The 25256-nt window shown below is 71.3% G+C and carries 27 protein-coding genes; 17 read left to right on the top strand and 10 right to left on the bottom strand.

The window, feature by feature from the left end; all coding sequences use genetic code 11:
- Positions 1 to 35: 35 nt before the first annotated feature.
- From EIZ44_RS22735 to EIZ44_RS22725, 3 genes are read right to left on the bottom strand one after another with little or no spacing between them, the layout of a single operon-like run.
- Positions 36 to 926: a glycosyltransferase family 2 protein gene (locus EIZ44_RS22735; RefSeq protein WP_134731080.1), complete on the bottom strand. Its 891-nt coding sequence runs from the start codon at positions 924 to 926 to the stop codon at positions 36 to 38.
- Between the two features lie 2 nt (positions 927 to 928).
- Positions 929 to 1783 (bottom strand): glycosyltransferase family 2 protein, encoded by an 855-nt coding sequence (locus tag EIZ44_RS22730; protein ID WP_134731078.1) that lies wholly within the window; start codon positions 1781 to 1783, stop codon positions 929 to 931.
- The gene (locus tag EIZ44_RS22725; RefSeq protein WP_134731076.1) at positions 1780 to 2649 is read right to left on the bottom strand and encodes a polysaccharide pyruvyl transferase family protein; all 870 of its coding nucleotides are present in this window, start codon (positions 2647 to 2649) and stop codon (positions 1780 to 1782) included. Before EIZ44_RS22725 ends, EIZ44_RS22730 begins: the two co-directional genes overlap by 4 nt.
- A gap of 62 nt (positions 2650 to 2711) precedes the next feature.
- On the opposite strand from EIZ44_RS22725, the gene EIZ44_RS22720 reads away from it, so the two are divergent.
- From EIZ44_RS22720 to EIZ44_RS22685, 8 genes are all read left to right on the top strand, one after another.
- Positions 2712 to 3656, top strand: coding sequence for an NAD-dependent epimerase/dehydratase family protein (locus EIZ44_RS22720; RefSeq protein WP_134731074.1), 945 nt, complete (start codon positions 2712 to 2714; stop codon positions 3654 to 3656).
- Positions 3657 to 3788: 132 nt separating this feature from the next.
- Positions 3789 to 5423, top strand: coding sequence for a carbamoyltransferase family protein (locus tag EIZ44_RS22715; RefSeq protein WP_134731072.1), 1635 nt, complete (start codon positions 3789 to 3791; stop codon positions 5421 to 5423).
- Positions 5424 to 5443: 20 nt separating this feature from the next.
- Positions 5444 to 6004: a D-sedoheptulose-7-phosphate isomerase gene (locus EIZ44_RS22710; RefSeq protein ID WP_134662331.1), complete on the top strand. Its 561-nt coding sequence runs from the start codon at positions 5444 to 5446 to the stop codon at positions 6002 to 6004.
- Complete coding sequence (locus EIZ44_RS22705) at positions 6001 to 7368, top strand: PfkB family carbohydrate kinase (RefSeq protein WP_134731070.1); 1368 nt, start codon at positions 6001 to 6003, stop codon at positions 7366 to 7368. The genes EIZ44_RS22710 and EIZ44_RS22705 overlap by 4 nt, the downstream gene beginning before the upstream one ends.
- 17 nt (positions 7369 to 7385) lie before the next feature.
- Positions 7386 to 8072 carry an SDR family oxidoreductase gene (locus EIZ44_RS22700; RefSeq protein ID WP_134731068.1) on the top strand — a complete coding sequence of 229 codons (687 nt, stop codon included), beginning with the start codon at positions 7386 to 7388 and terminating at the stop codon, positions 8070 to 8072.
- Positions 8069 to 9007: a glycosyltransferase family 9 protein gene (locus tag EIZ44_RS22695; RefSeq protein WP_134731066.1), complete on the top strand. Its 939-nt coding sequence runs from the start codon at positions 8069 to 8071 to the stop codon at positions 9005 to 9007. Before EIZ44_RS22700 ends, EIZ44_RS22695 begins: the two co-directional genes overlap by 4 nt.
- Positions 9000 to 10436: a UDP-glucose dehydrogenase family protein gene (locus EIZ44_RS22690; RefSeq protein WP_134731064.1), complete on the top strand. Its 1437-nt coding sequence runs from the start codon at positions 9000 to 9002 to the stop codon at positions 10434 to 10436. The genes EIZ44_RS22695 and EIZ44_RS22690 overlap by 8 nt, the downstream gene beginning before the upstream one ends.
- The gene (locus EIZ44_RS22685; protein ID WP_240691381.1) at positions 10360 to 10899 is read left to right on the top strand and encodes a flavodoxin family protein; all 540 of its coding nucleotides are present in this window, start codon (positions 10360 to 10362) and stop codon (positions 10897 to 10899) included. The genes EIZ44_RS22690 and EIZ44_RS22685 overlap by 77 nt, the downstream gene beginning before the upstream one ends.
- A gap of 76 nt (positions 10900 to 10975) precedes the next feature.
- On the opposite strand, the gene EIZ44_RS22680 is transcribed toward EIZ44_RS22685, so the two are convergent.
- The 3 genes from EIZ44_RS22680 to EIZ44_RS22670 all read right to left on the bottom strand — a co-directional run bounded on the left by EIZ44_RS22680 (position 10976) and on the right by EIZ44_RS22670 (position 14671).
- On the bottom strand, positions 10976 to 12025 hold the full coding sequence (locus EIZ44_RS22680) for an NAD-dependent epimerase/dehydratase family protein (protein WP_134731060.1): 1050 nt from the start codon (positions 12023 to 12025) through the stop codon (positions 10976 to 10978).
- A gap of 202 nt (positions 12026 to 12227) precedes the next feature.
- Positions 12228 to 13304, bottom strand: a complete 1077-nt coding sequence (locus EIZ44_RS22675) for an FUSC family protein (RefSeq protein ID WP_134731058.1) — start codon at positions 13302 to 13304, stop codon at positions 12228 to 12230.
- A complete protein-coding gene (locus EIZ44_RS22670) occupies positions 13301 to 14671 on the bottom strand; it encodes an aldehyde dehydrogenase family protein (protein ID WP_134731056.1) in 1371 nt (456 codons plus the stop codon). The genes EIZ44_RS22675 and EIZ44_RS22670 overlap by 4 nt, the downstream gene beginning before the upstream one ends.
- A gap of 96 nt (positions 14672 to 14767) precedes the next feature.
- On the opposite strand from EIZ44_RS22670, the gene EIZ44_RS22665 reads away from it, so the two are divergent.
- The 3 genes from EIZ44_RS22665 to EIZ44_RS22655 are packed head-to-tail and all read left to right on the top strand — an operon-like array spanning position 14768 to position 18072.
- Complete coding sequence (locus EIZ44_RS22665) at positions 14768 to 16228, top strand: HAD-IIIA family hydrolase (RefSeq protein WP_134731054.1); 1461 nt, start codon at positions 14768 to 14770, stop codon at positions 16226 to 16228.
- Positions 16225 to 17226 (top strand): glycosyltransferase family 9 protein, encoded by a 1002-nt coding sequence (locus EIZ44_RS22660; protein WP_134731052.1) that lies wholly within the window; start codon positions 16225 to 16227, stop codon positions 17224 to 17226. Before EIZ44_RS22665 ends, EIZ44_RS22660 begins: the two co-directional genes overlap by 4 nt.
- 21 nt (positions 17227 to 17247) lie before the next feature.
- A complete protein-coding gene (locus tag EIZ44_RS22655) occupies positions 17248 to 18072 on the top strand; it encodes an SDR family oxidoreductase (RefSeq protein WP_134731050.1) in 825 nt (274 codons plus the stop codon).
- Here the strand turns inward: EIZ44_RS22655 and EIZ44_RS22650 are convergent.
- The 3 genes from EIZ44_RS22650 to EIZ44_RS22640 all read right to left on the bottom strand — a co-directional run bounded on the left by EIZ44_RS22650 (position 18069) and on the right by EIZ44_RS22640 (position 19301).
- On the bottom strand, positions 18069 to 18479 hold the full coding sequence (locus tag EIZ44_RS22650; RefSeq protein WP_134731048.1) for a DUF4383 domain-containing protein: 411 nt from the start codon (positions 18477 to 18479) through the stop codon (positions 18069 to 18071). The two genes, EIZ44_RS22655 and EIZ44_RS22650, sit on opposite strands and share 4 nt — an antisense overlap.
- Positions 18480 to 18511: 32 nt before the next feature.
- On the bottom strand, positions 18512 to 18883 hold the full coding sequence (locus EIZ44_RS22645) for a hypothetical protein (RefSeq protein ID WP_338081087.1): 372 nt from the start codon (positions 18881 to 18883) through the stop codon (positions 18512 to 18514).
- A 61-nt stretch (positions 18884 to 18944) separates the two neighbouring features.
- Positions 18945 to 19301 carry a hypothetical protein gene (locus EIZ44_RS22640; RefSeq protein ID WP_134731046.1) on the bottom strand — a complete coding sequence of 119 codons (357 nt, stop codon included), beginning with the start codon at positions 19299 to 19301 and terminating at the stop codon, positions 18945 to 18947.
- A gap of 72 nt (positions 19302 to 19373) precedes the next feature.
- On the opposite strand from EIZ44_RS22640, the gene EIZ44_RS22635 reads away from it, so the two are divergent.
- Positions 19374 to 19850, top strand: a complete 477-nt coding sequence (locus EIZ44_RS22635) for a DUF2267 domain-containing protein (RefSeq protein WP_167754243.1) — start codon at positions 19374 to 19376, stop codon at positions 19848 to 19850.
- Positions 19851 to 19927: 77 nt separating this feature from the next.
- On the opposite strand, the gene EIZ44_RS22630 is transcribed toward EIZ44_RS22635, so the two are convergent.
- A complete protein-coding gene (locus EIZ44_RS22630) occupies positions 19928 to 20299 on the bottom strand; it encodes an ArsR/SmtB family transcription factor (protein WP_037813111.1) in 372 nt (123 codons plus the stop codon).
- Between the two features lie 113 nt (positions 20300 to 20412).
- Between EIZ44_RS22630 and EIZ44_RS22625 the strand changes: the two genes are divergently transcribed.
- From EIZ44_RS22625 to EIZ44_RS22605, 5 genes are all read left to right on the top strand, one after another.
- Positions 20413 to 21621, top strand: a complete 1209-nt coding sequence (locus EIZ44_RS22625; protein WP_240691379.1) for a cation diffusion facilitator family transporter — start codon at positions 20413 to 20415, stop codon at positions 21619 to 21621.
- Positions 21622 to 21726: 105 nt separating this feature from the next.
- Positions 21727 to 22629 carry an ABC transporter ATP-binding protein gene (locus EIZ44_RS22620; RefSeq protein WP_134731042.1) on the top strand — a complete coding sequence of 301 codons (903 nt, stop codon included), beginning with the start codon at positions 21727 to 21729 and terminating at the stop codon, positions 22627 to 22629.
- 10 nt (positions 22630 to 22639) lie between these two features.
- Positions 22640 to 23374, top strand: coding sequence for an ABC transporter permease (locus tag EIZ44_RS22615; RefSeq protein ID WP_134662319.1), 735 nt, complete (start codon positions 22640 to 22642; stop codon positions 23372 to 23374).
- 3 nt (positions 23375 to 23377) lie between these two features.
- Positions 23378 to 24634, top strand: a complete 1257-nt coding sequence (locus EIZ44_RS22610) for a sensor histidine kinase (protein WP_134731040.1) — start codon at positions 23378 to 23380, stop codon at positions 24632 to 24634.
- The gene (locus tag EIZ44_RS22605) at positions 24631 to 25254 is read left to right on the top strand and encodes a response regulator (RefSeq protein WP_134731038.1); all 624 of its coding nucleotides are present in this window, start codon (positions 24631 to 24633) and stop codon (positions 25252 to 25254) included. The genes EIZ44_RS22610 and EIZ44_RS22605 overlap by 4 nt, the downstream gene beginning before the upstream one ends.
- The last annotated feature ends 2 nt before the right edge of the window (positions 25255 to 25256 follow it).

Raw genomic sequence — 25256 nt, 5'->3', positions numbered from 1 at the left:
GAACCTGATTCCCTCAAGGAGCCCTTCACGGACGGTTAACCGGTGTATCGGCGCGCGGCTGAGTTGCGTTGTGGCGCTTCCAGCAATCGCAAGCCGTGCTCGACTTCGGCCGGGACCACGGCGCGCTCGCGGAGCACCCAGGGGAGGCCGCGCAGGCACTCCGCCACCGCGGCGACCGTCGTCCGGTCCCGGGGCGCGGAAGCCAGCACCGCGGCTCCCCGGCGGAACACCGAACGCCACGGGCGGCGCAACAGCAACGTCCACAAGGTGTTCCGGATCCCCAGCCCCCGCCGCCGGCGCGGATCGCGCAGCTTCGACGGGGCGTGGTGGATCACGACGTCCTCCCGCCAGCACATCCGCCAGCCGAGCGCGGCGAGGTCGAGCGCGAGCAGTTCCTCCTCGCCGCCGAGCCACAGCCGCGGCGAGAAGCCGCCGACGTCGCGGAAGGCGCGCACCCGGAACATCGTCAGCCCGGCCATCACCCCGAGCAGCGCCGGGCCGGGCAGCCACTCCGGGCCGGGCACCAGCGAAAACCGCAGTTCCGGCGTGATCGGGTCCTCCCGCAGATCCGGTTCGACCAGGCAGCGCCCGGTCACCGAACCGAGCCCGGGATGCGCGTCCAGCACCTCGGCGGCGCGGGCGAGCGAGCCGGGCTGCCAGGTGGTGTCGTCGTCGCAGAACGCCACGTACGGCGTCGTCACCTCGCGGACGGCGATGTTGCGGCCGACCGCGCCGAGATTCCGGTCGAGCTTGATCAGGCGCAGTTCGGGGAAGTCGCGAGTGACAAGGTCGGCGGTGCCGTCGGTCGACGCGTTGTCCACGACCAGGATCGGTGGCCGCTCCGGCAGCGTGACCAGGTGCTGGAGGGTTTCGCGCAGTTGTTCGCGGCGGTTGTGGGTGATCACGACGACGGACGTGCGGTTCATGGTTATCCTTCCGTCAGCCGGGCTTGGTGTTCGATGGCGGCGGGCAGGACGCGGCGGCGGGCCAGTGCGGGCGGGAGCCGGAGCGCCGCGGCGGCGAGTGCGGAGAGCAGTCCCGGTTCTCGCCGCGCGCGGGCGAGCAACCGCCGGAGTTGGGTGGCGCAGACGTGGGCCGGTCGTCGTTGCCAGCCGATGAGCAGTTGGTTTCGGGCCTCGGCACGCTGTCGCCAGCCCGGAGACGGGCGTGCTGGCGACGGATGATGGTGCGCCACCACGTCTTCCGCGTAGCAGAGCTGCCAACCGGCCGCGGCGAGGTCATAGGACAGCAACTGTTCCTCCGCGCCGAAATGCAGCATCGGGCTGAACCCGCCGACCTGCAGGAAAGCTGACCGCCGGACGATCGCGGAGCAGGCCAGGAACCCGAGCACGAGCGGGCCGGGTGCGTCCGCCGGAGTTCCCAGCGGGCTGTGCGCGAGGGCCGGGGTGATGGGGTCCTCGCGTTCTTCCGGGCCGACCAAGGTGCGTCCGGTGAGGAGGCCGAGCCGGGGATGGGTGGCGAAGAGCTTTTCGGCCCGGAGGAGTGCGTCGGGAGCCCACCAGGAGTCGTCGTCGCTGAAGGCGACATACGGCGTCCGGGCGGCGATGACGCCCTGGTTGCGCGCCGCGGCTCCGTGATTGTGCGGGCTTCGGATCACCCGCACCTGCTCGAAGGAAGCGGCGACGTCAGCCGTGTGATCCGTCGAGCCGTTGTCCAGGACGATCACCGGCGGCGGTGGGTCCAATGTGGACAGCTGGGCGAGGGTGCGCGTCAGTTCTTCGGCGCGGTTGCGGGTGGCCACGACGACGGTCGTCCGGCTCACGGTATTTCCTTGAGCTCGCCGACGAGTTCGGCCAGCGGTCCGGGAAACGGGTGTTCCGCGGCGGCGCGGGCGCGTGCTTCGGCGGAGCAGCACCACTCGAACCACTCGTCGAGGTCGGCGCGGGTGGCGTCCGCGGGCAGGACGGCGGGCCAGCGCAGCGCGTGTGCTTGGGCGGTCACTTTGCCGCCGTGCGCGACGGGATCGACGGCGAGCACCGGGACACCGGCCTTCAAACCGAGGGCGAGGCCGTGCAGCCGGGTGCTGACCAGGACGTCCAATCGGGACACTGTGCTCACGAACTGGTCCGGCGTCGCGCAGTGCCGCCAGTTGTCAGTGGCGAGGCGGGTGTCGAGCGGGACGCGGCCGCAGTCGAGGTCGCGCAGCCATTCGGCGAGGATCGCGTGCACTGCGTCGTGCCGCCGGTCCGCGCCGTATTCGGGCTGGTCCGGTGCGAGCACCACGCCGACCACCGGCGGTGAGTCGAGCCGGGCGGCCAGCGAGAGGTCGGCGGCGCAGGCGTCGCCGTCGTCGCGGGCGAGGACCACGTCGAACCCGGCGACCGCGGGGTCCGCCGGATCGGGCACGGACACGCCGATCGCCAGCCGACGGCACCGCGGGTAACGGCGGTGGAGGTCCTGGAGTTGCGTGCCGCGCAACGGGCCGCAGGCGAAGACGACGTGGGTGAACGCGTCCGGCGCGGCGTCGGCCAGGTGCGGGCCCTCGGGGCGGAACGCGGGGCTCCACACGGTCAGGTGGTCGACCCCTGCTCGGGTCAGGACGTCGCTCACCGCCCGTAAGCTCAGCACGTCTCCCGCGGTGGCCTCGCCGTGCCGGAAACTCGCCCAGCCGGTCAGGAGTACTCGCATGCCCGGCGGTTACCCGTGAGTCGCCAGGGTTAACGCGGCGCTGCACGGGTATCCGGCGCGGCATGGTTTTCTCCCACGCGGTAGTCACCGGCGGAGCCGGATTCGTAGGCGCGCGGCTGTGCGCGAAACTGCTCGAAGAAGGCGCGAGAGTGACCGCGGTGGACAATCTCGCCACGGCCCGTCCCGGCGCGCTCGACGCGGTCGCCCGACATCCGCGGTTCCGGCTGCTGGAGCACGACGTGACCAGGCCGATCCCGGTTCCCGGGGCCGTCGACGTCGTGTTCCACCTGGCCTCCCCGGCGTCGCCCCGGGACTACCTGCGACTGCCGCTCGAGACGTTGCGCGCGGGTTCGGCAGGCACCGAGAACGCCCTCGCCGCGGCGCGCGGGGCGCGGTTCGTTCTCGCGTCGACCAGCGAGGTGTACGGCGATCCGCTGGAGCATCCGCAGTGCGAAACCTATTGGGGCAACGTGAATCCGATCGGCCCGCGCAGCGTCTACGACGAAGCCAAGCGTTATGCCGAAGCGCTGACCAGTGCGATGCGGCGCACTGCCGACGCGAACACGGGGATCGCGCGCATCTTCAACACCTACGGCCCCGGCATGCGCGCGGACGACGGGCGGATGGTGCCGTCGTTCATCACCAAGGCGCTCGCGGGCGAACCGCTCACCGTCGAAGGCAGCGGACGGCAGACGCGGTCGTTGTGCTTTGTGGACGATACCGTCGACGGGCTGCTCGCGCTGGCGCGGTCGGATCATTCCGGACCGGTGAACATCGGCAACCCGCACGAGCTTTCGGTACGGGAGATCGCGGAGCGGGTCCTTGCGATCACCCGGTCGTCTTCGCGGATCGTGCACGTCGACGCGGCGGTGGACGATCCGCGGCGGCGGTGCCCGGACATTTCGCTCGCGCGCCGGGTGCTCGGCTGGGAACCGCGAGTCGTTGCGGGGGAAGGGTTGCGGCGAACCTTCGAATGGTTCTCCCGGAGGCAAGCCGCCGCCGCGTAACCGGGTGCGTCGCTTCGCGGAGTAGCGACGTCCTGGGCTTTTCCGGCTGATTCGTTTATCCCCGACTTCGCCGGGTAGTGCTCCCGGGACGGCGGGCCACCGGGTCCGCCCCGCCGGAGAAGGGGTGAACGGGTGCGCTTCCTGGGAATCAACGCGGTGTTCCACGATCCCGCCGCCGCGCTCGTCGTCGACGGCCGGATCGTCGCGGCGGCCGAGGAGGAGCGGTTCAGCCGGCGCAAGCACGGCAAGCAGGCGGTGCCGTTCTCGGCGTGGGAACAGCCGGGCCAGGCTGCCCGCTGGTGCCTGGAACGGGCCGGGCTCACCGCGGCGGACCTCGACGCGGTCGGGTTCTCCTACGATCCGGACCTGGTCGAACCCGGTCTCGCCGGACACGACCCCAGCGGCGAGGAACTGCGTACCGAATTCGCCCGCCGCGCCCCGAAATTCCTTGCCAGCGAACTTCCCGGACTCGACCAGAAGAAGGTCCGGTTCGTCCGGCACCACGTCGCGCACGCCGCTTCGGCGGCACTCGCCGGACCGCCGGGCGATTCGGCGGTTTTGGTCGCGGACGGACGCGGCGAAAGCACGTCATATCTGGCTGGCGAGTATCGCGACGGACGGTTCAAAGAGCTTGCCGCGCAAAAGCTTCCGCATTCGCTCGGCCTGTTCTACGAAGACCTCACCGAGCACTTGGGATTCGCGCGGTCGAGCGACGAATACAAAGTGATGGCACTGGCGTCCTATGGTGGACCGGTCCATCTTGACTATCTCCGCGAGTGCGTTTACGTAACCGGGGACGGGGGATTTCGCACGGAATTGATCGACTGGTCCGCCCTCGCGCCGCGCTGTTCTCCTGGCGACGAACTGACGCGTCGGCACGCGGATCTCGCGTCCAGCGTCCAGCAGGTGCTGGAGGAAGTGCTGCTCGACCTCGCTCGCTGGCTGCACGACCGGACCGGGCAGCGGACCTTGACCCTGGCCGGTGGCATCGCGCTCAACTGCGTGGCCAACACCCGCCTGCACGCGGAAAGCCCCTTCGAGTCGATCTGGATCCAGCCCGCCGCCGGGGACGCGGGAACCGCGCTCGGCGCGGCACTTCAGCTGGCGGCCGACGCGGGGGAGCGGATCGAACCGATGTCCGGCGCCGCGCTCGGTCGCGAATGGACGGACGACGAGCTGGAAGCCATTCTGCAGAAGGCGAAACTGGATTACGAACGTCCGGACGACGTCTCGGACGCGGTGGCGGAGGCATTGGCGGACGACCAGATCGTGGCCTGGTTCCAAGGCCGCGCCGAATTCGGCCCGCGTGCGCTCGGGCGCCGGTCGCTGCTCGCGCACCCCGGCCGCGCCGGGAATCTGGAGCGGCTCAACGACGTGAAGGGCCGCGAGCAGTTCCGTCCGGTCGCCCCGATGGTGCTCGCCGACCGCGCGGAGGAGATCTTCTCGCGCGGCCCGTTCCCCAGTCCCTACATGCTTTTCGTGCACGACGTTGCCGAAGCGTGGCGCGAACGGCTGCCCGCGGTGACCCATGTGGACGGTACCGCCCGGGTGCAGACCGTCGACCCGGCCGACGATCCGCGCACCGCGCGAATGCTTTCCGGATTCGCGGACCGGACCGGTCTTCCGGTCGTCGTCAATACGAGCCTGAACACCGCGGGGCGGCCGATGGTCGATTCCCCGCGCGACGCGTTGGAGTGTTTCGGTTCGGCTCCGGTGGATGTTCTGGCGTTGGGACCGTTCCTGGTCCGGCGTCACCGGAGCCGCTGACTTTTCGAGGAGACGCCGTCATGGCAGACCACTTCGCCGACTTGTGTTCGGCCGCGCAACGATTGCGCTTCGCGACCCCGCGCATTGCCGAGTGGGGCGCATATCTGGCCAGTGTTTTCGAGAACGGCGGGCGGTTGCTCGCGTGCGGCAACGGCGGGAGCGCCGCCGAAGCCCAGCACTTGACCGGCGAGCTGGTGGGCCGGTTTCGACGCGAGCGCCGTCCGCTGTCGGCGATCGCGCTGCACGCCGACACCTCGGCGCTGACCGCGATCGGCAACGATTACGACGAGGCCGAACTGTTCGCCCGCCAGGTCCGCGCACACGGACGGCCCGGCGACGTGCTCGTCTGCCTGTCGACCAGCGGCAGCAGCCAAAACGTCGTCGCGGCGGCGAAGGCGGCGCACGAGCTGGGTGTGACCACCTGGGCGTTCACCGGACCGGCTCCGAATCCGCTCGCCGCGCTGTGCGACGACGCGGTGGCGGTCGACGCGCCGAGCGTGGCCACCGTGCAGGAACTGCATCTGGCGTTGGTGCACGCGCTGTGCGAAGCCCTGGACGACGCGCTCGGGGTGCCCGCGTGAAGCCGCTGGTGGTGGTCGGCGACGTGTTCCTCGACGTCGATGCCGAGGGCGTCGCCGAGCGGCTGTGCCCGGACGCGCCGGTCCCGGTCGTCGACGTGACCAGCCGGTGGCTGCGCGCCGGCGGAGCGGGTCTCGCCGCGCTGCTGGCGGCCCGGTCGGCTGCCGAGGTGGTCCTCGTGACCGCGCTCGGCGACGATCGTTCCGCCCGCACGCTCGCCGGTCTGCTCGAACCGGAGGTGACGTTGGTGCCGGTCCCGCTAGAGGGCAGCACCGTGTCGAAGACCCGGATCCGCGCGGCCGGACAATCGTTGGTGCGCTTGGATTCCGGCGAAGGAACCGCGTCCGCCGACGTTCTGCCGGATCGGGCGGAGCGCGCGTTGCGCAGTGCCGGGGCGATCCTGGTGGCCGACTACGGCCGGGGCATCACGCGGAACCCGCGGCTGCGAGAGGTGCTGACCGAACTGGCGGCCGAAATTCCGGTGGTGTGGGACCCGCATCCGCGCGGTGCCGAGCCGGTGCCGGGAACACGACTGGTCACGCCGAACGCCAGCGAGGCCACCACGGTGGTGCCGGACGCGCTCGAGTTGCCGGGTCTGCTGCGGGAACGCTGGCACGCCGACGCGGTCGCGGTGACGATCGGTTCGCGGGGCGCGTTGGTGGACGACGGCAGGTCGGTGCGGCGGATTTCGGTGCCGGACGGTGCGAAGGTCAGCGGCAGCGCGACGGATACCTGCGGCGCGGGCGACCGGTTCGCCGCGGCTGTGGCGGCCGGATTGCTCGACGGTGCTTCGGTTACGGAGGCAGTGCGCGTCGCGGTCGAGGCGGCAGCTCGGTTTGTCGCCGCGGGCGGGGCCAGCGCACTGTCCGTCGAGGAAGGCCGGATGTCCATTGAGGACGCTCCGGATTTCTCGGCGGGAAATGCCTCTGCGGTAGCGGAACGAGTCCGCGCGGGTGGCGGGCGGCTCGTCGCGACCGGCGGCTGTTTCGATCTCCTGCACCCCGGGCACGTCAGCCTGCTCCGTCAGGCGCGCGCTCTCGGCGACGCACTCGTGGTGTGCGTGAATTCGGACAGTTCCGTGCGCCGGCTGAAAGGCCCGGGCCGTCCGCTGCTGTCCGCGCAGGACCGGGCCCGCCTGCTGACCGCACTGTCCGTTGTGGACGCGGTGGCGGTCTTCGACGAATCGTCCCCGGTGGCGATCCTGGAACGGCTGCGGCCGGACGTGTGGGTGAAGGGCGGCGATTACGCCGAGGCGGAGCTGCCCGAACGGGCGGTGGTCGAGCGGTACGGCGGCGAGGTCGCGCTGGTGCCGACCCTGCCCGGCTATTCGACGACGAGGCTGGTCGCCGCCGCGGCCGGCCGGTGAATCTTCGAGGGAGTCTGATGCGTTCTCTTGGCAATGTCCTGATCACCGGCGGCGCGTCCGGCCTCGGTGCCGCGACGGTCGAAGCGGTCCGCGCGGAAGGCGGCACCCCGTGGGTGCTCGACCGCGCCCGGCCCGCCGACGGGGTGGACTACGTGCAGGTCGATCTCGCGGACTCCGCGGCGGCCGAGGAAGCCGTGCGCGAGGTCGCCGAACGGGCGGGCGGACTCGACGGGGTGGTGACCGCCGCGGGGATCGACGCGTGCGGTCCGCTCGGCGAGGTCCCGGCGAAGGACTGGGAGCGGGTCGTGCACGTGAACCTCCTCGGCACGGTCGCCGTGGTGCGGGCCGCGCTGCCGTATTTGGAGCAGTCCCACGGCCGGATCGTCACCGTGTCCTCGACGCTCGGCATCAAGGCAGTCAGCGACGCGACCGCTTACTGCGCCTCGAAATTCGGCGTCGTCGGTTTCACTCGGGCGCTGGCCGCGGAGCTGGCGGGCCGGGTCGGCGTGACGCTGCTCGTGCCGGGCGGGATGTGGACCCGCTTCTTCGACGACCGGACGGAGCAGTACCGGCCGCCCGCGGACGCGAAGCTGAACCGGCCGGGACACGTCGCCGGGACGGTGGTGTTCGCCCTCGGCCAGCCGCCGGACGCGGAGGTGCGGGAGCTGGTCGTGTGCGCTTCCGAGGAAGGTTCCTGGCCATGAGCGTGCTGGCTCTGCGCGCCCTCGGCATCGGCGACCTGCTCACCGCGGTACCGGCACTGCGCGGGCTGCGGCAGGCGTACCCGGAAGACCGCCTCGTGCTGGCCGCGCCGGAATGGCTGCGCGACCTGGTCGCACTCGTCGACGCCGTGGACGAACTGCTCCCCACGCCCGGCCTCGGCGCCCTGCGCTGGCCGGGCCCGCCGCCGCGGCTGGCGGTGAACCTGCACGGCAACGGCCCGGAGAGCATCCGCGACCTGATGGCCGTGCTGCCGGACGCGCTGCTCACCCACCGGCACCCGGCGGTCCCGGAGATCCCGGGCCTGGACTGGACGCCGGGCATCCACGAGGTCGACCGCTGGTGCCGGCTGATCGAGTACGGCCAATGCCCGGCCGACCGCCGGGACCTGCGGATTTCCCCGCCGCCCGGGCCGAGTCCCGCGCCGGGGGCGGTCGTCGTGCACCCGGGCGCGGCGTTTCCCGCCCGGCGCTGGCCGCCGGAGAGGTTCGCCGAGGTGGCGCGCGACCTGGCCGGGGCCGGGCACCGCGTGGTGCTCACCGGCGCGGCGGCCGAACGCGAGCTGGCGGAGGAAGTCGCCGCCCGAGCCGGACTGGGTCCGGAAGCGGTGCTCGCCGGAGCGACCGGGCTGGCCGAGCTGGCCGCGCTCGTGGCGGAAGCGGCGCTGGTGGTGTGCGGGGACACCGGCGTCGGCCACCTCGCGACCGCTTTCGGCACGCCGTCCGTCCTGCTCTTCGGCCCGACGCCGCCGCGGTGCTGGGGCCCGCCGCCGGACGCGCCGCAGCACGTCGTGCTGTGGGTGGGCGACGTCGGCGACCCGCACGGCACCGAACCGGACGCCGGATTGCTGCTGCTGAGCACGGATCGCGTGCTGGCGGCCGCTCAGTCGGTGCTGCGCCAAGGGGTGTCGCATGGCTGAGCGGATCGGCGTCCTCGGCGCGGGCTACGTCGGGCTGACGACGGAGGCCTGCTTCGCCGCGATGGGGCATCAAGTGTCCGCTGTGGACATTGACGAGACGAAGGTTTCCCGGCTGCGGGCCGGAGAAGTCGACCTCGCCGAACCGGGGCTGACCGAGCTGGTCGCCGAAGGACTGAGGGAAGGCACGCTCGTCTTCTCCGGAGATTTCGCCGCGGTCGCCGGGTCGACGGTGGTGTTCCTGTGCCTGCCGACCCCGCCTGGCGATGACGGCACCCCGGATTTGCGTGCGCTCCGCAGTGCGCTCGGCGACCTCGGGCGAGTGCTCGCGCCGGGCACGATCGTGGTGACGAAATCGACCGTGCCGGTCGGGACCGCGCAGCTCGTCCCGGAGTATCTCGGCCGCGCCGACCTTCCCGTGGTCAGCAATCCCGAGTTCCTGCGCGAAGGCCATGTGGTGCACGACTTCCGGTGCCCGGACCGGGTGGTCGTCGGTGCCGACCCGCCGGATTCGCCTGTCGCGGAACGGGTTGCGCAGTTGTACGCGCCGACCGAAGCCAGGGTCGTGCGGACGAGCAGCGCGAGCGCCGAGCTGGCCAAGTACGCCAGCAACGGATTCCTCGCGGTGAAGGCGTCGTACGCGAACACGCTGGCCGAACTGTGCGAACAGTGCGGCGCGGACGTCCGTGACGTGGCCGCGGTGATGGGCCTCGACCCGCGGATCGGCCCGCATTTCCTGGCCCCCGGCCCCGGCTGGGGCGGATCGTGCCTGCCGAAGGACGCCAGCGCGCTGTTGCGGGCGGCGGATTCGGCAGGTGTCGAGTTCGGGCTGCTTCGCGACGCGGTGCGGGTGAACACCCGGCAGCGCACGCGCATGGTCCGCGCGATCCGGACGGCGGCGACCGGGCGTCCGGACGGTTCACTGGACGGCGTCCGGATCGGCGTGCTGGGGCTGGCGTTCAAGGCGGGCACCGGCGACGTGCGCGATTCCCCGGCGGTCGCGGTCGCGGCCGAACTGGTCCGGCAAGGCGCCGAGGTCACCGCGTACGACCCGGCTGTCCAGTCCGAAATGGACGGAGGGACCGTCGTGGACGATCCCTATCTGGTCGCGAAAGACGCGGCCGCGCTGGCCGTTCTCACCGAATGGCCGGAGTTCCGCGACCTCGACTGGCCCCGGCTCGCCGAAGCGGCCGACCGGCCGGTCGTGGTCGACACCCGCAATGTGCTCGATCCCGACGTGCTCGCCGAGGCCGGGTTCGCCCGGATCGGCGTCGGCACCCCAGTGGAGGTTCCTGATGCGTGTTCTCGCCCTAGGCTGCACCCTCAAGCGCTCGCCGGACCGCTCCAGCAGCGACCTGATCGCCCGGCAGCTGCTCGACCTGTTCGCGGAACGGGGAGTGACCGGCGAACTGGTCCGGGTGGCCGACCATGACATGCGCCCCGGCATCGAGGCGGACATGGGCGACGGCGACGAATGGCCGGAAATCCGGCGCAAGGTCGCGGCCGCGGACATCGTGCTGATCTCGACGCCGACCTGGGTCGGGCACATGTCCAGCATCGCGCAGCGCGTGGTGGAACGGCTGAACGCCGAACAGTCCGAGACCGACGACGAGGGCCGGCCGGGGATGTTCGGCAAGGTCGGGGTCGTCGCGGTGGTCGGCAACGAGGACGGGGCGCACAAGATCACCGCGGATCTTTTCCAGTCGCTCAACGACATCGGCTTCACCATCCCTGCCCAGGGCGGCACGTACTGGAACGGGGAGGCGATGAAGGGCGGCGATTACCAGGACCTGGACGAGACGCCGGAAGCGGTCGCCTCGACGAACGCGACGCTGGTCCGCAACGCGGTGCATTTGGCTGAGTTGCTGGGGAAGCAGCAGTACCCAGCTTCGTGACGCTGGAGGTACGTGAGGGGAACCCTGACGGAATCAGATTCCGTGAGGGTTCCCCTCACGTACGGGCGCCCGCGACTCAGGGCCGCTGCCCGACGCCCGTTGCGATCTCGTGCCCCCGATGCTCGTCCGGAGCCAGCGGCGGAGTACCCCCGCCCTGCCCGCGGCGTAACCCGTGCAGGAACTCGCTTACGGTCTCCTCGGCCGACCACTCCGGCTGCCATTCCAGTTCGGACCGCGCCCGCGACGTGTCCATCACCGGCAGCCGCAGCACCGTGTCGAAGAGGCCGGGCGTCGCGGGCACCAGATGCATCCGCCAAGCCGCCGCGAGCGCGGGCTTGACCAGCCCGGCCGGGACCGGTACCCGCCGCGCGCGCAGCAGCCCGGCCAGCAGCCGCGGGTCGACCACCGGATCGGTCGCGATGTTGAACGCACCCGACACCGGCCGCAGCACACAGCGCCGGATGGCGTCGGCGAGGTCGTCCGCGTGCACGACCTGGAACCGCAGCCCCGGGATGTCCGGCACGATCGGCACCAGACCGGGCCGGAGCAGGCTGCCGGGCACGAACGGCCCGGCGAACAACCGCCGCTGCTCGGTCGACGCGGTGCGCTGAAAGACGAACCCGGGCCGGACGCGGACCACCCGGATCTCCGGATGGGCGCGTTCGAAGGAGTCCAGAAGCCTTTCCACGTACGCCTTTTCGCGCGGATAGGCCGCGCCCGGCCAGCCGTGCGTCGGGTAGTCCTCGCTGACCGGGCGATCGTCGGCGGCGGGGGAGTAGGCCCCGACCGAGGACGCCACGACCAGCGTCGACACCCCGGCTGCCGCGGCGGCCTCGAACAGCCGGAGCGAGCCGCGGACGTTCGTCTCCCAGGTGAGGTCCGGGCGGTGGGTCGGCTGGAAGAGCCATGCCAGGTGGACGACTGTGTCGGCGTCGCGGAGCACGGGTGCCAGGTCGTCGTGCGCCACGTCGACGCCGACGTACTCCGTCTTGGGCGGCGGAATGCCCGCCGGACGCCGTTCGAGGCCGGTGATCGCCTCGACATCCGGGTCGGCTGCCAGGGCGCGCACTGTCGCGGTGCCGATGTTGCCGGTCGCGCCGGTCACTGCGATCCGCCGGGAGGTCATCGGGGCCGGGTACCCGCAGCGGGCCGGGTCAATCAATGCTGGTCCAGCTGCCGCAAGCGCTTCAGATCCGTCTTGCGCCCAGGGACCGCGGTGTCCCGCACCGCCGCGGCGAGTTCCAGCAGCAAATCGGCGAGCGCGTCGCGGGCTTTCGGCCACGGGTAGACGAACGGTTCCCGTCGGGGAGGTCATCGGGCCGAGCCAATCAATGCTGGTCGAGCTGCCGCAGCAACCGGCGGACCGGCAGTGCCATCGCCCCGAGCCCGAGCGTCGCAGTCACCCCGTCGTCTGACGAGACGAGGCGGTCCTCGACCTGGCAGACCAGCGACCGGCAGCGTTCCAGATCCGTCTTGCGCCCGGGGACCGCGGTATCCCGCACCGCCGCAGCGAGTTCGAGCAGCAAATCGGCGAGCGCGTCACGCGCTTTCGGCCACGGATAGACGAACGGCTCCCGCCCCTCCGCCGTCGTGCGCACCGCTTCGACCAGCTGCTCGACCGGCGGCCACAACGCTCCCAGCGTCCGCAGCGATGCCTCGTGCTGCGTGCCGGAATGCCGGCTTCGCTTGCGCAGGTTGAGGAACCGGCCTTCCCGGGTGAGCCCGGACGCGTCCTCGGCCGCCCGCGCCAGACTGCGCACGTCGCTGACCTGGCCGAGCCAGTTGTCCAGGTCTTCCGGCAGCTCGTCGGCCCGCACCAGTTCGGCGGTGTTTTCCAGCAGATCGGCGAGTGCGGAAGCGAGCCGGTCAGCGGCCGCGGCGACGCGTTCGCCGTACAGTGGCGGGAAAATCACCACGTTGACCACCAGCCCGATCGCGGCGCCGAGGGCGGTCTCCAGCAGCCGGTCGCCGAGCAGTTCCGAGCTTCGCGCGGTCCCGTAGGTGACCAGCAGCATCCCGGTCACCCCGACCCACACGCCGGACGCGCCGAACCGCCGCCACGAACCCACCAGCAAACCGACGAAGACGACGATAGCCAGCGTCACCGTCTGTTGCGGCACCACTTGCGCGACCCCGGCGGCGAGCAGCACCCCGAGCGTCACCGAGCCGACTTGCTGCGCCCAGCCGAGCAGGCTCCGGTAAACGGTCGCTTCCACCAGGAAAATCGCCGCGTAGGGCGCGAGGAACGGCTGGGAAAGGCCGATCACCTCCGTGGCCAGCAGCCACGCAGCCACCGCGGCGACGGTCGCCTTGGCGGCCTGCAACGCAGTACGCCGTTCGCTGCCGGGCACGCGGATCGCACGGGCCGCCCAGCCCAGCGGCGTGCGGTCGAGTTTGGGCGTCACGCGCGTACGGGCGCGCCCAGGTGGACGAGCTTCGTCTGCGTCATCTCGTCGAGCAGTTCGGGCCCGTAGCCATAGCCGGAACCACTGCCGCGGCGCGGATGGGCCGCCCCGCCGGGAGCGCCGCCGAAAACGGCGTTGATCTTGACCGTTCCGACAGCCAGTTCGCGCCACGCGTGCTGCGCGTGTTCCATCGACGCGGTGAGCACGGTGGCGGCGAGCCCGTAATCGTCGTTCGCGGCCTCGGCCAGCCCATGTTCGAAAGAATCCACCACGCACACCGGCGCGACGGGACCGAAGGTTTCCTCCCGCAGCACCCGCATCTGGCTGGTGCATCCGGTGAGCACGGTTGCCGGGTAATGCGCGCCCGGCCCGGCCGGGACCTGGCCGCCGGTACGGATTTCGGTGCCCAGCGATACGGCGTTCTCCACGTGGGAATGCACGTGATCGCGGTGCCGGGTGTCCACCAGCGGGGCGAGCGTTTGCCCTCGGGCGATCTCCACGAGCGCTTCGGTGAACTTCTCGGCTATCGCGCGGTGCACGTAAATCCGTTCCACCGCAACGCAAATCTGCCCGGAATTCGCGAACGCGCCGAGCGCGGCCTGCTCGGCGGCCCACCGCGGGTCGACGTCCTCGTCCACCACGAGCGGGTCGTTGCCGCCGTTCTCCAGCAGCGCTTTCGCTCCGGTCGCGGCCGCGCTCGCCGCGATCGACCGGCCGGTGGCGGTGCTGCCGACGTGCGCGAGAACGTCCACATCGCTCCGCGCGGCCAGCACCGCGCCGATCCGGCCGTCGCCGTGGACGGTCTGCAGCACGCCTTCGGGCAAGACCCCGGCAAGGACCTCGCCGAACAGCGCTCCGGTGTGCGGACACCGTTCGCTCGGCTTGTGCACCACAGTGTTCCCGGTGACCACGGCCGCCCCGATGAGCCCGCACGACACGGCGACCGGGTCGTTCCACGGGGTCAGCGCGACTACCACGCCACGCGGCTCCGGGACCATCAGATCGGTGGCAGCGAAGTCCCCGAGCAGGCTGCGGCCGCGATGCACCGGACCCAGCTCGGCGTACTGGTCGAGGGTGCCCGCCCCGGCGAGCACCCCCTCCTTGGCTTCCTCGAGCAGACGGCCGGTCTCGCGTCGGTTGAGCTCGGCCAGGTCGTCGGCGTGCGCGCGCAGGCGTTCGGCGGCGGCACGCAGGGCGGCGCCGCGCTCGGCGGCCGGGGTCCGGTCCCAGCCCGGCTGCGCCCGGTGCGCGAGGCCGAGCGCGGCGTCGAGTTCGTCCGGGCTGGCCATCGGGACCGCGCCGACCGGGCTCCCGTCGGCCGGGTCGGTGATCGCGAGCGTGGCGGCCCGGTCGTCGAGCGTGGTCATCGCACCTCCTGAAAGTCGGTCGCGCTGCGGGTACCCCGGCGCACGCGCTGTCATACGTTCCGTTTGCCTGCCCGGAGGCGGGGTAAACCGCCGCGGGTGAACACTTTCCCGGACTACGCCGTGGTGATCCCGACGACCGGCCGCCTCGCGCTGCGGACCCTGCTGGACACGCTCGGCGCCGCGGAAGGCCCCGGCCCGGCCGAGGTGATCGTGGTCGACGACCGTCCACAAGGGACCGATCTGGAGGTTCCCGAGGGCGTCCGGGTGCTGCGTTCGCACGGCCGGGGCCCGGCTGCCGCGCGGAACGCCGGCTGGCGCGCGGCGAAGTCGGACTGGATCGCCTTCGTGGACGACGACGTGGTCCTCGCCGCAGACTGGCCCGCCCAGCTGGCCGCCGACCTCGCCCGGCTGCCGCCGGAAACCGCCGCGTCGCAGGCCAGGATCGTGGTGCCGCTGCCGGACGACCGGAAACCCACCGACGACGAACGCGGCACCGCCGGGCTGGAAACGGCGCGCTGGATCACCGCGGACATGGCTTACCGCCGGTCGGCGCTGATCGAGGCCGGCGGTTTCGACGAGCGGTTCCCGCGTGCGTTCCGGGAAGACTCCGACCTGGCCGTGCGCGTCGTGCTCAAGGGACACCGCATCGAGCGCGGCGGGCGCGTCACGACCCATCCAGCGCGCCGTTCGGGATTCTTCGCCAGCGTGAAAGCCCAGCGAGGCAACGCGGACAACGCGCGAATGCGGTACAAACACGGTGTCCTGTGGCGGCAGCGAACCGGCGCTGGCAGCGGAATGCTGGGGCGGCACGCGCTGACCGTCGCCACCGCAGTCGCCGCGCTCGCGCCCCGGAAGCGTCGCCTAGCCCTGGCAGCCTGGGCCGGGCTGACCGGTGCGTTCGCCGCACAACGCATCCGTTCCGGGCCAGCCACGCCCGGCGAGATCGCACGCATGCTCGTGACGAGCGTGCTCATCCCGCCCGCCGCCTGCTATCACCGGCTGCGCGGCGAGATTGCCGCCCGCCGTTCGCTTTCGCCGCAGGCAGTGCTGTTCGACCGCGACGACACGTTGATCCACGACATCCCGTATCTCTCCGATCCGGAACAGGTCCGGCCGGTCGACGGCGCGGTGAGCCTCGTTCGGGAACTCCGGCGGAAAGGCGTCCGGGTCGGCGTGGTGAGCAATCAGTCCGGAGTCGCGAAAGGACTGATCGAACCGGTTCAGCTGACCGCGGTGAACGCCCGCGTGGACGAGTTGTTCGGCGAGTTCGGCACCTGGCAGGTCTGCCCGCACGACGCCGACGATGGCTGCGGCTGCCGCAAACCGTCCCCGGAACTCGTCCGGCGCGCGGCGAAAGAGCTTTCGGTCGACCCGGCGCGGTGCGTCGTCATCGGCGACACCGGCGCGGACGTCGAAGCCGGGCTCGCCGCCGGAGCGCGCGCCGTGCTGGTGCCGACCGCCCGCACCCTGCCCGCCGAGATCGACCGCGCCCGGCAAGACGCCCTGGTGGCGCGAGACCTCGCGGACGCACTGCGCCAGACCGGAGTCCTCGCGTGAAGCGCGTTTTGGTGGCCCGGCAGGACAATCTCGGCGACGTCCTGCTGGCCGGTCCGGCGATCCGGGCGATCGCCGCGCAGGCCGAGCACGTCACGCTGCTCGCCGGACCGCACGGTGCCGCGGCCGGGGAACTGCTGCCCGGCGTCGACGAGGTGCAGGTCTTCAGCGCGCCGTGGATCGACCCCGAACCGCCGCCGCTGACCCGCCCGTCCGTCGACGCCCTCGCCGAACAGCTGACCGGTTTCGACGCGGCGTTCGTACTCACCTCGTTCCACCAGTCGCCGTTGCCGCTCGCGCTGGTGCTCCGCCTGGCCGGGGTGCCGTGGATCGGTGCGATCTGCGACGACTACCCGGGCAGCCTCCTCGACCTGCGCCACCGCGTACCGGGCGATCCGCCGGAAGCGCTGCGGATGCTGTCGCTGGCCCAAGCCGCCGGGTGCTCGCTGCCTCCAGACGACGACGGCCGGCTCGCGATCCGCGGTCCGCTGCCGGATGTTTCCGCGCTGACCGGGATCGGCGACTACGTCGTGGTGCACCCGACGGCCTCGGTCCCGGCGCGCAGCCCTTCTCCAGTCCATAGTGGACGGATCGTGGACGCGCTCGCCGAAGCGGGACATCGCGTTGTCGTCACTGGCGCAAAGCCGGAGGGAATGACCGCCGACGTCGACCTGAGCGGTCGCACGACTCTGCTCGAACTGGCCGCTGTACTCGCCGGAGCCGAGGCAGTCGTCGCCCCGAATACCGGCCCGGCGCATCTGGCGGCAGCGGTCGGAACCCCGGTGGTGTCGCTGTTCGCGCCGGTGGTGCCCGCCGCGCGCTGGGCTCCGTTCGGGGTCCCGGCGGCGTTGCTCGGCGACCAGCACGCGCCGTGCCGGGGAAGCCGCGCCCGCATCTGCCCGGTCGCCGGGCACCCGTGCCTGGACGGCATCGACCCGGCGGAAGTCGTGGCCGCGGTGGAGGAATTGGCCAAGCGGCCGAGCCGCCGGGTAACCGCTTGAACCGCAAGGGAAGGAGAGAACATGGTGGACCCAGCACCGTTGCCCGAGGAGGCGGACGGGCCGCGCGCGGCGGTCGTGGCCGGCGCGGATTCCGGCATCGGCCGGGCGGTGGCCGTCGCGCTCGCCGGCGGGGGAGTGGACGTCGGAATCACCTGGCACGCCGACCAAACCGGGGCGCAGGAGACCGCCGCCGAAGCACGGGAGCAGGGCGTGTCCGCACACGTGCGGCAGCTCGACCTCACCGACCTGCCGACCGCGGCGAGCGCCGTCGACGACCTCGCTGACGAACTCGGCGGCGTCGACGTGCTGGTCAACTGCTCCGGGACCGGCAGCAGCGAACTCGCGATGGACATGGATTTCGACACCTGGCGCGGCGTCGTGGACGTCGACCTCCACGGCGTTTTCGTGTGCTCGCAACGCGCCGCGCGCCACATGATCGACGCCGGGCGCGGCGGCCGGATCATCACGATCACCAGCGTTCACGAGCACGTGCCCCGCGTCGGCGCCGCACCGTATTGCGCGGCGAAAGCCGGTGCGGGCGCGCTGACCCAGGTGCTCGCGCTCGAACTCGCCGAGTACGGGATCACGGTCAATTCCGTTGCCCCCGGCGAAATCTCCACCCCGATGACCGGTCAGACCGACGTCGACCCGCGCGATCAGGAGCGTCCGGGAATTCCCTTGGGCCGCCCCGGGCACGCCCGCGAAGTCGCCGCGGCGGTGGCTTTCCTGGCCACCCCCGCGGCGGGGTACATCACGGGCGCTTCATTGGTGGTCGACGGCGGGCTGATGCGCATGGGCGCGCAGGCCGGAACGGCGTTCCCGGACCACAGCTGGCGGCGCCCCTAAGCCCGTTCGCGGCTGCCGCTGAGCGCGACGGCCAAGGCGACGAGCGCGGTCAGCCCGTGCAGCCAGTTGTCCGCCCAGTTGAGATTCACCGGGTCGTCGCGTGCGGTGCTGAAGGCCGTCGCCAGTATCCCGTACGCGGTGAGGCCGGTGAACGCCACGAACAGCACCCAGCAGTACGCGACGGCTCCGGAAAGCTTGCGTGCGGCCAAAATCCCGAGCAAACCGAGTGCGGTGTGGACGATGTTCAGGACCGTGCTGGAACTGAACAGCCAGACCGCGCGCGTGGTGTCGTGCCCGGCGTGCGCGGTTTCCGGCACGAAGAACCCGGCGATGCCGAGGACCAGGTAGACCAGCCCGAGCACGGCGACGACCGGCCGCGCCCAGGAACGGGTGGTGACCGTCGGCATGGGGGCTCCTTTCCGCGGCCGGTCGCGCCCGGTCACTCCTCGCGGAGCGACTTCGCGACGGAACCGCCTGCCTCGTCCGCCTGTTCGGCCGGATCCGGATCCGCACGGCGCTGCGGGAGGTCCTCGTCCGGGGCCGCGGCCATGGCCGCTTCCGCACGGGCGAGCGTCTCGTCGTCGGGCGGGTTCGGCACCGGCTGGACGTCCGGGCGTTCCTCGGCGAGCCGGTTCCCGAGCGGTTCGCCTTCGCGCGCCTCGGCGGGCGTCGTGGCCTGCCGGGTCGCCGGGCTCCAGCGCTCCGGCGGTTCGACCCCGGCCTCCAACGGGTCGACCCGCAGTTCGTCCTCGTCGAGGGACTCGGACTGGTCGAGCGTTTCGGGCTCGGCCGGATCGCTGTCGGGCATCATGCTCCCTCCTCGCTGCGGCGCTTTCCGTCCGGGTACCCGCGCGGGACGGGGCAAAACGGCGTCAGGCGGCGGCGAGATCGCGGATCGCGGTCTGTGCTTTCTGGATTTCCTGCCCGACCAGGAGCGCGGTGAAGCGGGCGACCGAGATGCTGTGCGCCGCCGAGACGACCGCGTCGCAGGCTTCCTGCGCGTCGTCCGAATGGTGCCGCACGCGCCCGGCGAGCAAGGATTCCTCGAGCTGGCCGCCCAGGTCGGGGAGGAGTTCGGAGAGGTCGTCGGCGAGCAGGCTCAGCAGGCCGAGCGTGCGGTACAGCTCCGCGGGGGATTCGTAGCCGCCGGCACCGGCTTCGCGACGGAGCCGGCGCAGCGCGGTCTGCGCCTGCTCGGCCGGTGCGGGAGACGTCGCTGAATGGTCCATGAACCGCTGATACCCGGTGGTCGCGCCGCTAACCGGACGATTGCGGGCGGCTGCCCCGGGTATCCGGGAACGATGAACGAGATCGTCGAACTCATCCGGAGGCGGGCGTGCCTCGCCGAGTCCCGCGACGCCGAACGGGTCGCGCACGCCGTGCTGCGGACGCTGTCCGAGCGGATCTCGCCGGAAGCGGCGGCCAGCCTGGCGGTGCAACTGCCGCCCGGACTGGCCGACGACCTGCGCCCGGGCGGCGGCTCCGGGGAACGCTACGAACTGGAGGACTTCGTCGGACGGATCGCGCGCCGGGCGGACCTGACGGATCCGGAGGCCGTGCACCGGGCCGGCGTGGTGCTGGACGTGCTGGGTCGCGAGACGGTGCAGGTGGCGGAGGAGGTCTGGGACGTGCTGCCGGAACCGTTGCGGCACCTGGTCGGCGCTCAGGCCCAATCCAGGAACTTAGGCGGCCTCAGTCCCGCTCACCGTCCACAAGAGACGCCACCGCCGCCGAAATGCCCGATTCATTCTCATCTGCCCGTGTCGTGCGGGCCGTGAGGGCCACCCTGAGGGAATCTGATTCCCTCAGGGTGGCCCTCACGGCCCGGCATTGGCGCTCAGGCCGCCTGAGCGCTTCAGGCGTTCCGCATCCGAGGCCGGTGCGGCTGGGCGTCGCCGCCGGGGATGTCGCGGTCCATATGGTCGGCGTGGTGCAGCGCCTGCGCCAGCAGCCCGCGCACGTGCTCGTCCGCGGCGGAGTAGTACACGAACGTCCCCTCGCGGCGGCCCTTCACCAGCCCCGCGAGCCGCAGCTTGGCCAGATGCTGGCTGACCGCGGTCGGCGCGGCCCCGGCCAGTTCGGCGAGGCAGGCCACCGACGATTCCCCCTGCAGCAGCGCCCACAGCACCTTGATCCGCGTCGGGTCGGAGAGCAGGCGGAAGCTTTCCGCGGCCAGGTGGACCTGCTCGTCGGAGGGCATGTCGAAGTCCGGCAGGGAGGAGTGCATGCCCCGATGCTACCGTTCCTTCTCGGTTATCTGCGCATCTGCGCAGGTATGCTGACAGTGGGCCGGGGCGTTCGCCCGGTCGTGGGACATTGCGGAACATCCGGGAGCGGGCGATGGCAGAGCTGGGACACGGTTCCGAGACCGCGGCGGGCGGCGGCCACGCGCACGAGCCGGAATCCCGCCAGGACAGCCCTGGTCACGGGCATGGGCACGACCCCGCGCATGGCCATGGCGTTTCCGGCCCTGGTCACGAGCCCGCGCACGGCCATGGCGACGGTCACGGTCACGAGTCCGCGCACGGCCACGGGCACGGCCACTCGCCTGCGCACGGCCACGGCCACGGCCATGGTCATCACGAGCCAGCGACCTGGCGGCACCGCGTCAAACACCTCCTCACCCCGCACAGCCACGACAGCGCCGACCGCCTCGACACCGCCCTCGAAACCAGCCAGCGCGGCATCCGGGCGCTGATCTGGTCGTTCGCCGCCCTGTTCGGCACCGCCGTCATCCAGCTGGCCCTGGTCGCGGTCACCGGTTCGGTAGCCCTCCTCGGCGACACCATCCACAACTTCGCCGACGCCCTCACCGCCCTGCCGCTGGGCATCGCCTTCGCCCTCGGCCGCCGCGCCGCGACCCGCCGCTACACCTACGGCCTCGGCCGCGCCGAAGACCTCGCCGGAGTCGTCGTGGTGCTGATCATCGCCGGATCCGCCGCGCTGGCCGCCTACGAAGCGATCGACCGGCTGCTGCACCCGCACCCCGTGCAGCAGCTCTGGGTGCTCGCCGCCGCCGGAGTGGTGGGCTTCGCCGGGAACGAGCTCGTCGCCCGGTACCGCATCACCGTCGGCCGCGAAATCGGCTCCGCCGCCTTGGTCGCCGACGGCCTGCACGCCCGCACCGACGGCTTCACCTCGCTGGCCGTGGTGCTGGGCGCAGTCGGAGTGGCCCTCGGTTTCCCGGCGGCCGACCCGGTGATCGGGTTGCTGATCACCGTCGCGATCCTGTTCGTCCTGCGCGACGCGGCCAAGGAAGTCTTCCGGCGGCTGATGGACGCCGTCGACCCGGCGACCGTCGAACTGGCCGAAGCGACAGCCGCGGCGGTGCCCGGAGTGGAGGGCGTGCGGGAGGTCCGGATGCGCTGGATCGGCCACAGCCTGCGCGCCGAACTCGCCGTCCAGGTCGGCAACACTCTCACCGTCGAGCAGGCGCACGAACTGGCGCACAGCCTGGAACACCGGCTCATCGCCGCGGTTCCCCGCCTGACCGCGGCGGCGGTGCACGTCGAACCGGCGATCGGGGCGGAGTCCGTGCACCTCGGTTGATCGCGCATCGACCGATCGGCTGATCCGCCGCTCCGCCGGGACCGGCCGGAAACTCTGGCCGCGCAGTCGATTCGCCGCACCGGTGCCACCCGGCACGGTGGACGCATGGCAATCATCGAGGTGGAAAGCCTCGTCAAGCGGTACGGCGGGCAGACCGTGGTCGACGGCGTCAGTTTCACCGTCGAACCGGGCGAGATTTTCGGCATTCTCGGCCCGAACGGGGCAGGCAAGACCACGACCGTCGAGTGCGTCGAAGGGCTGCGCAGGCCGGACGGCGGGACGATCCGGGTCTGCGGCCTCGACCCGCAGCGCGACGACGCCGAACTGCGCCAGGTCCTCGGCGGGCAGCTCCAGGAAAGCGAACTGCCGGACAAACTGAAGGTCGGCGAGGCGCTCCAGCTGTACAGCTCGTTCTACCGCGACCCGGCCGACTGGCGGGAACTCGCCGGAATCCTCACCCTCGAGACCAAACTCGGCACTCAGTTCCGCCGCTTGTCCGGCGGCCAGAAACAACGGCTGTCGATCGCGCTCGCGCTGCTCGGCAATCCCCAGGTCGCGGTGCTGGACGAACTCACCACCGGCCTCGATCCCCAGGCCCGCCGCGACGTCTGGGGCCTGGTCGAACGCATCCGCGCGCGTGGCGTGACGATCCTGCTGGTCACGCACTTCATGGAGGAAGCCGAGCGGCTGTGCGACCGGCTGGCGGTCATCGACGCTGGTCAGGTCGTCGCGGTCGACAGTCCAGCCGGGCTGGTGGCACGCGTCGACGACCAGCAGCGGCTCCGGTTTCGCGCTGCCGCGCCCTTCGACGACGCCGTGCTCACCAGGCTGCCGGAGGTCACCGCCGTCGAGCGCGCCGGCAGCCAGATCGTCGTCACCGGACGGGGAAACCTGCTGCTCGCGGTGACGTCCGCGCTGGCCCGCCGCCAGATCGCCGGCCTGCGCATGGACCAGACCACGCTGGACGACGCGTTCGTCGCGCTCACCGGCCGTTCCATCGAATCCTGAGGAGACCCCGGTGCCCGCCTTGTCCCGGCTCGCCGCCACCGAAACGAAACTGTTCTTCCGCGAGCCGATCGTCGTGTTCTTCGCGCTCGCGTTCTCGCCGGTCCTGTTCGGCGTTCTCGGCCTGATCCCGGCTTTGCGCGACCCCGGACCGGACGGAGTCCGGATGATCAGCCGGTACCTGCCGATCGTCGTCGCGATGGGGGTCGCGCTGTTCTCGCTCAGCGGCCTGTCCCAGCTGTTCGCCTCCTATCGCGAGAAGGGCGTGCTGCGGCGGATGCGGCTCACCCCGGTGAAACCGACTGTCCTGCTCGGTGCGCAACTGCTGATGGCTGTGGTGCTGTCGGCGGCGTCCACGCTGGTCATCCTCTTAACTGGATGGCTGGCCTTCGGTATCGACCTCCCTCGGCAGCTGCCCGGGTACCTGCTCAGTTTCGCCCTGCTGGCACTGGCGCTGTTCGCGATCGGATTGCTGGTCGCGGCGCTCGCCCGGTCCGCGAAGAGCGCCAGCGCGGTCGGTTCCCTGGTGTTCTTCCCGCTCGTGTTCTTCGCCGGGCTCTGGCTGCCGCGCGCCGACATGAACGACGTGCTGCGGACGATCAGCGACCTGACGCCGCTCGGCGCGGGCGTACAAGCGTTGCAGGACACGGCTTCCGGGAATTTGCCGCAGCTGCTGCACCTCGGTGTCATGCTAGGGTGGCTTGTCGTGGCCGGGGGCTTGGCCGCGCGCTATTTCCGCTGGGAGTGACTGGTGGGCATCGAGGGGGAGCTGCGCGAAGAGTTCGACCGCTGGGAACGCGCACAGACGGCGACCTTCACCGTGCTGCCGTACGTCCTTCTCGCGGTGAGCGTGAGCATTACTTTTCTACAGCTGCCCGCGGATCTTCCGATGGTACTGGGTCTTTCCGCCGCTGCCGCCCTGTGGCTGCTGTGGTTTCACACTCTCCATCCACCCGCATTGCGGGCCGGATATTACGCGGGCCTGCTGGCGATCACGGCGGGCTTGGCAGCTCTCGCGCCGTGGTACGGCCTGTTCGCCTTTGTCGGCTACCCGCAAGCATTCCAGTACCTGACCGGACGCTGGCGATACGCCGGCGCTGCGGCCACCGCGGTGGTCTCGGCAATGGCCTTCCTGGGCGGAATCGCCAAGATCGACGCGGAAAACCTCTGGTGGGTGTGGCTCGGCGTGAGCGTGCTTTCGATCGCGCTGGCGGGAGCGGTGTTTTATTTCGTGGACATGGCCTACCAGCGGAACGAATTGCAGAAACAGGCGCTCGCGGAACTGCACGAGGCAAACCGGAAACTGGAAGCCGCCTTGGCCGAGAACGCCGGACTGCACGCGCGATTGCTGGTCCAGGCTCGCGAGGCCGGAGTCCTGGACGAACGGCAGCGGATGGCGCGGGAAATCCACGACACCCTCGCCCAGGGCCTGGCCGGAATCCTGACGCAGCTGCAAGCCGCCGAACAAACCGCCGCCGAACCGGAAGCGCTGGGCCGCCACGTGGCGAACGCGACGAACCTGGCGAGGGAAAGCCTGGTCGAGGCGCGCCGGACGGTGCACTCCGTCGAACCGTCGGTGCTCGCCGAAGCCCGGCTTCCGGAGGCGATCGGCGAGGTGACCAGGAACTGGTCGGCGGCCAACAGCGTCGACGCCGTGCTCACCACCACCGGCGACGCCCGCCCCATGCACACCGACGTCGAAGTGGCTTTGCTGCGGACCGCGCAGGAAGCGCTGTCGAACGTCGCGAAGCACGCGCGGGCGAAGCGGGTCGGCCTGACCTTGTCGTACATGCCGGACCTGGTAACCCTCGACGTCCGCGACGACGGCGTCGGCTTCGAACCGAATGCCAAGCGCGCCAACGGTTCCACGAACGGCGGCTTCGGACTGTCCGGAATGCGGCAGCGGGTGCAACGCCTCGCGGGACGCCTCGACATCGAATCGGAACCCGGCCTCGGCACGGCGATCTCGGCGACCGTGCCCGCCATTCCGGCCGGAGGTGCGCGGTGATTTCGCTGCTGATCGTCGACGATCACCCGGTGGTGCGCGACGGCCTGCGCGGCATGTTCGGTGCCGACCCGCGGTTCGAGGTAGTCGGCGAGGCCGCAGACGGAGCCACCGCGATCACGGCGGGCGAGCAGCTTCGCCCGGACGTGATCCTCATGGACCTGCGAATGCCGGGAACCGGCGGCGTCACCGCGATCAAGGAACTGGCGAAACGCGGTGTCCCCGCACGAATCCTGGTGCTGACGACGTACGACACCGACAGCGACGTCCTCCCGGCGATCGAAGCGGGAGCCACCGGGTATCTGCTGAAGGAAGCACCCCGGGAGGAGCTCTTCCGCGCGGTCGAAGCCGCGGCGCAAGGCCAAGCGGTGCTCTCTCCGACGGTCGCGACGCGCCTGATGGGGCAGCTGCGGCAACCAGCGGCGGATCTGTTGTCGGAACGCGAAATCGAGGTCCTGCAGCTGATCGCGAAGGGTGCGTCGAACCGTCGGGCGGCCGAGCAGTTGTTCATCAGTCAGGCGACGGTGAAGACGCACCTGCTGCACGTGTACGCGAAACTCGGCGTCAATGATCGTGCGGCGGCGGTGGCTGCGGGGTTCGCGCAGGGGTATTTGACGTTGTAGGG

The sequence above is a fragment of the Amycolatopsis nivea genome, from assembly GCF_004522235.1.
GTDB lineage: Bacteria > Actinomycetota > Actinomycetes > Mycobacteriales > Pseudonocardiaceae > Amycolatopsis > Amycolatopsis nivea.
This window is presented reverse-complemented; position numbering and strand designations above follow the sequence as displayed.

What these genes read in the sequence shown, in the direction of transcription:
- EIZ44_RS22735 (WP_134731080.1), bottom strand. Translation starts at nt 926, where the DNA reads ATGAACCGCACGTCCGTCGTCGTGATCACCCACAACCGCCGCGAACAA.
- EIZ44_RS22725 (WP_134731076.1), bottom strand. Translation starts at nt 2,649, where the DNA reads ATGCGAGTACTCCTGACCGGCTGGGCGAGTTTCCGGCACGGCGAGGCC.
- EIZ44_RS22720 (WP_134731074.1), top strand. Translation starts at nt 2,712, where the DNA reads ATGGTTTTCTCCCACGCGGTAGTCACCGGCGGAGCCGGATTCGTAGGC.
- EIZ44_RS22710 (WP_134662331.1), top strand. Translation starts at nt 5,444, where the DNA reads ATGGCAGACCACTTCGCCGACTTGTGTTCGGCCGCGCAACGATTGCGC.
- EIZ44_RS22700 (WP_134731068.1), top strand. Translation starts at nt 7,386, where the DNA reads ATGCGTTCTCTTGGCAATGTCCTGATCACCGGCGGCGCGTCCGGCCTC.
- EIZ44_RS22695 (WP_134731066.1), top strand. Translation starts at nt 8,069, where the DNA reads ATGAGCGTGCTGGCTCTGCGCGCCCTCGGCATCGGCGACCTGCTCACC.
- EIZ44_RS22690 (WP_134731064.1), top strand. Translation starts at nt 9,000, where the DNA reads ATGGCTGAGCGGATCGGCGTCCTCGGCGCGGGCTACGTCGGGCTGACG.
- EIZ44_RS22680 (WP_134731060.1), bottom strand. Translation starts at nt 12,025, where the DNA reads ATGACCTCCCGGCGGATCGCAGTGACCGGCGCGACCGGCAACATCGGC.
- EIZ44_RS22670 (WP_134731056.1), bottom strand. Translation starts at nt 14,671, where the DNA reads ATGACCACGCTCGACGACCGGGCCGCCACGCTCGCGATCACCGACCCG.
- EIZ44_RS22655 (WP_134731050.1), top strand. Translation starts at nt 17,248, where the DNA reads ATGGTGGACCCAGCACCGTTGCCCGAGGAGGCGGACGGGCCGCGCGCG.
- EIZ44_RS22650 (WP_134731048.1), bottom strand. Translation starts at nt 18,479, where the DNA reads ATGCCGACGGTCACCACCCGTTCCTGGGCGCGGCCGGTCGTCGCCGTG.
- EIZ44_RS22645 (WP_338081087.1), bottom strand. Translation starts at nt 18,883, where the DNA reads ATGATGCCCGACAGCGATCCGGCCGAGCCCGAAACGCTCGACCAGTCC.
- EIZ44_RS22640 (WP_134731046.1), bottom strand. Translation starts at nt 19,301, where the DNA reads ATGGACCATTCAGCGACGTCTCCCGCACCGGCCGAGCAGGCGCAGACC.
- EIZ44_RS22635 (WP_167754243.1), top strand. Translation starts at nt 19,374, where the DNA reads ATGAACGAGATCGTCGAACTCATCCGGAGGCGGGCGTGCCTCGCCGAG.
- EIZ44_RS22630 (WP_037813111.1), bottom strand. Translation starts at nt 20,299, where the DNA reads ATGCACTCCTCCCTGCCGGACTTCGACATGCCCTCCGACGAGCAGGTC.
- EIZ44_RS22625 (WP_240691379.1), top strand. Translation starts at nt 20,413, where the DNA reads ATGGCAGAGCTGGGACACGGTTCCGAGACCGCGGCGGGCGGCGGCCAC.
- EIZ44_RS22620 (WP_134731042.1), top strand. Translation starts at nt 21,727, where the DNA reads ATGGCAATCATCGAGGTGGAAAGCCTCGTCAAGCGGTACGGCGGGCAG.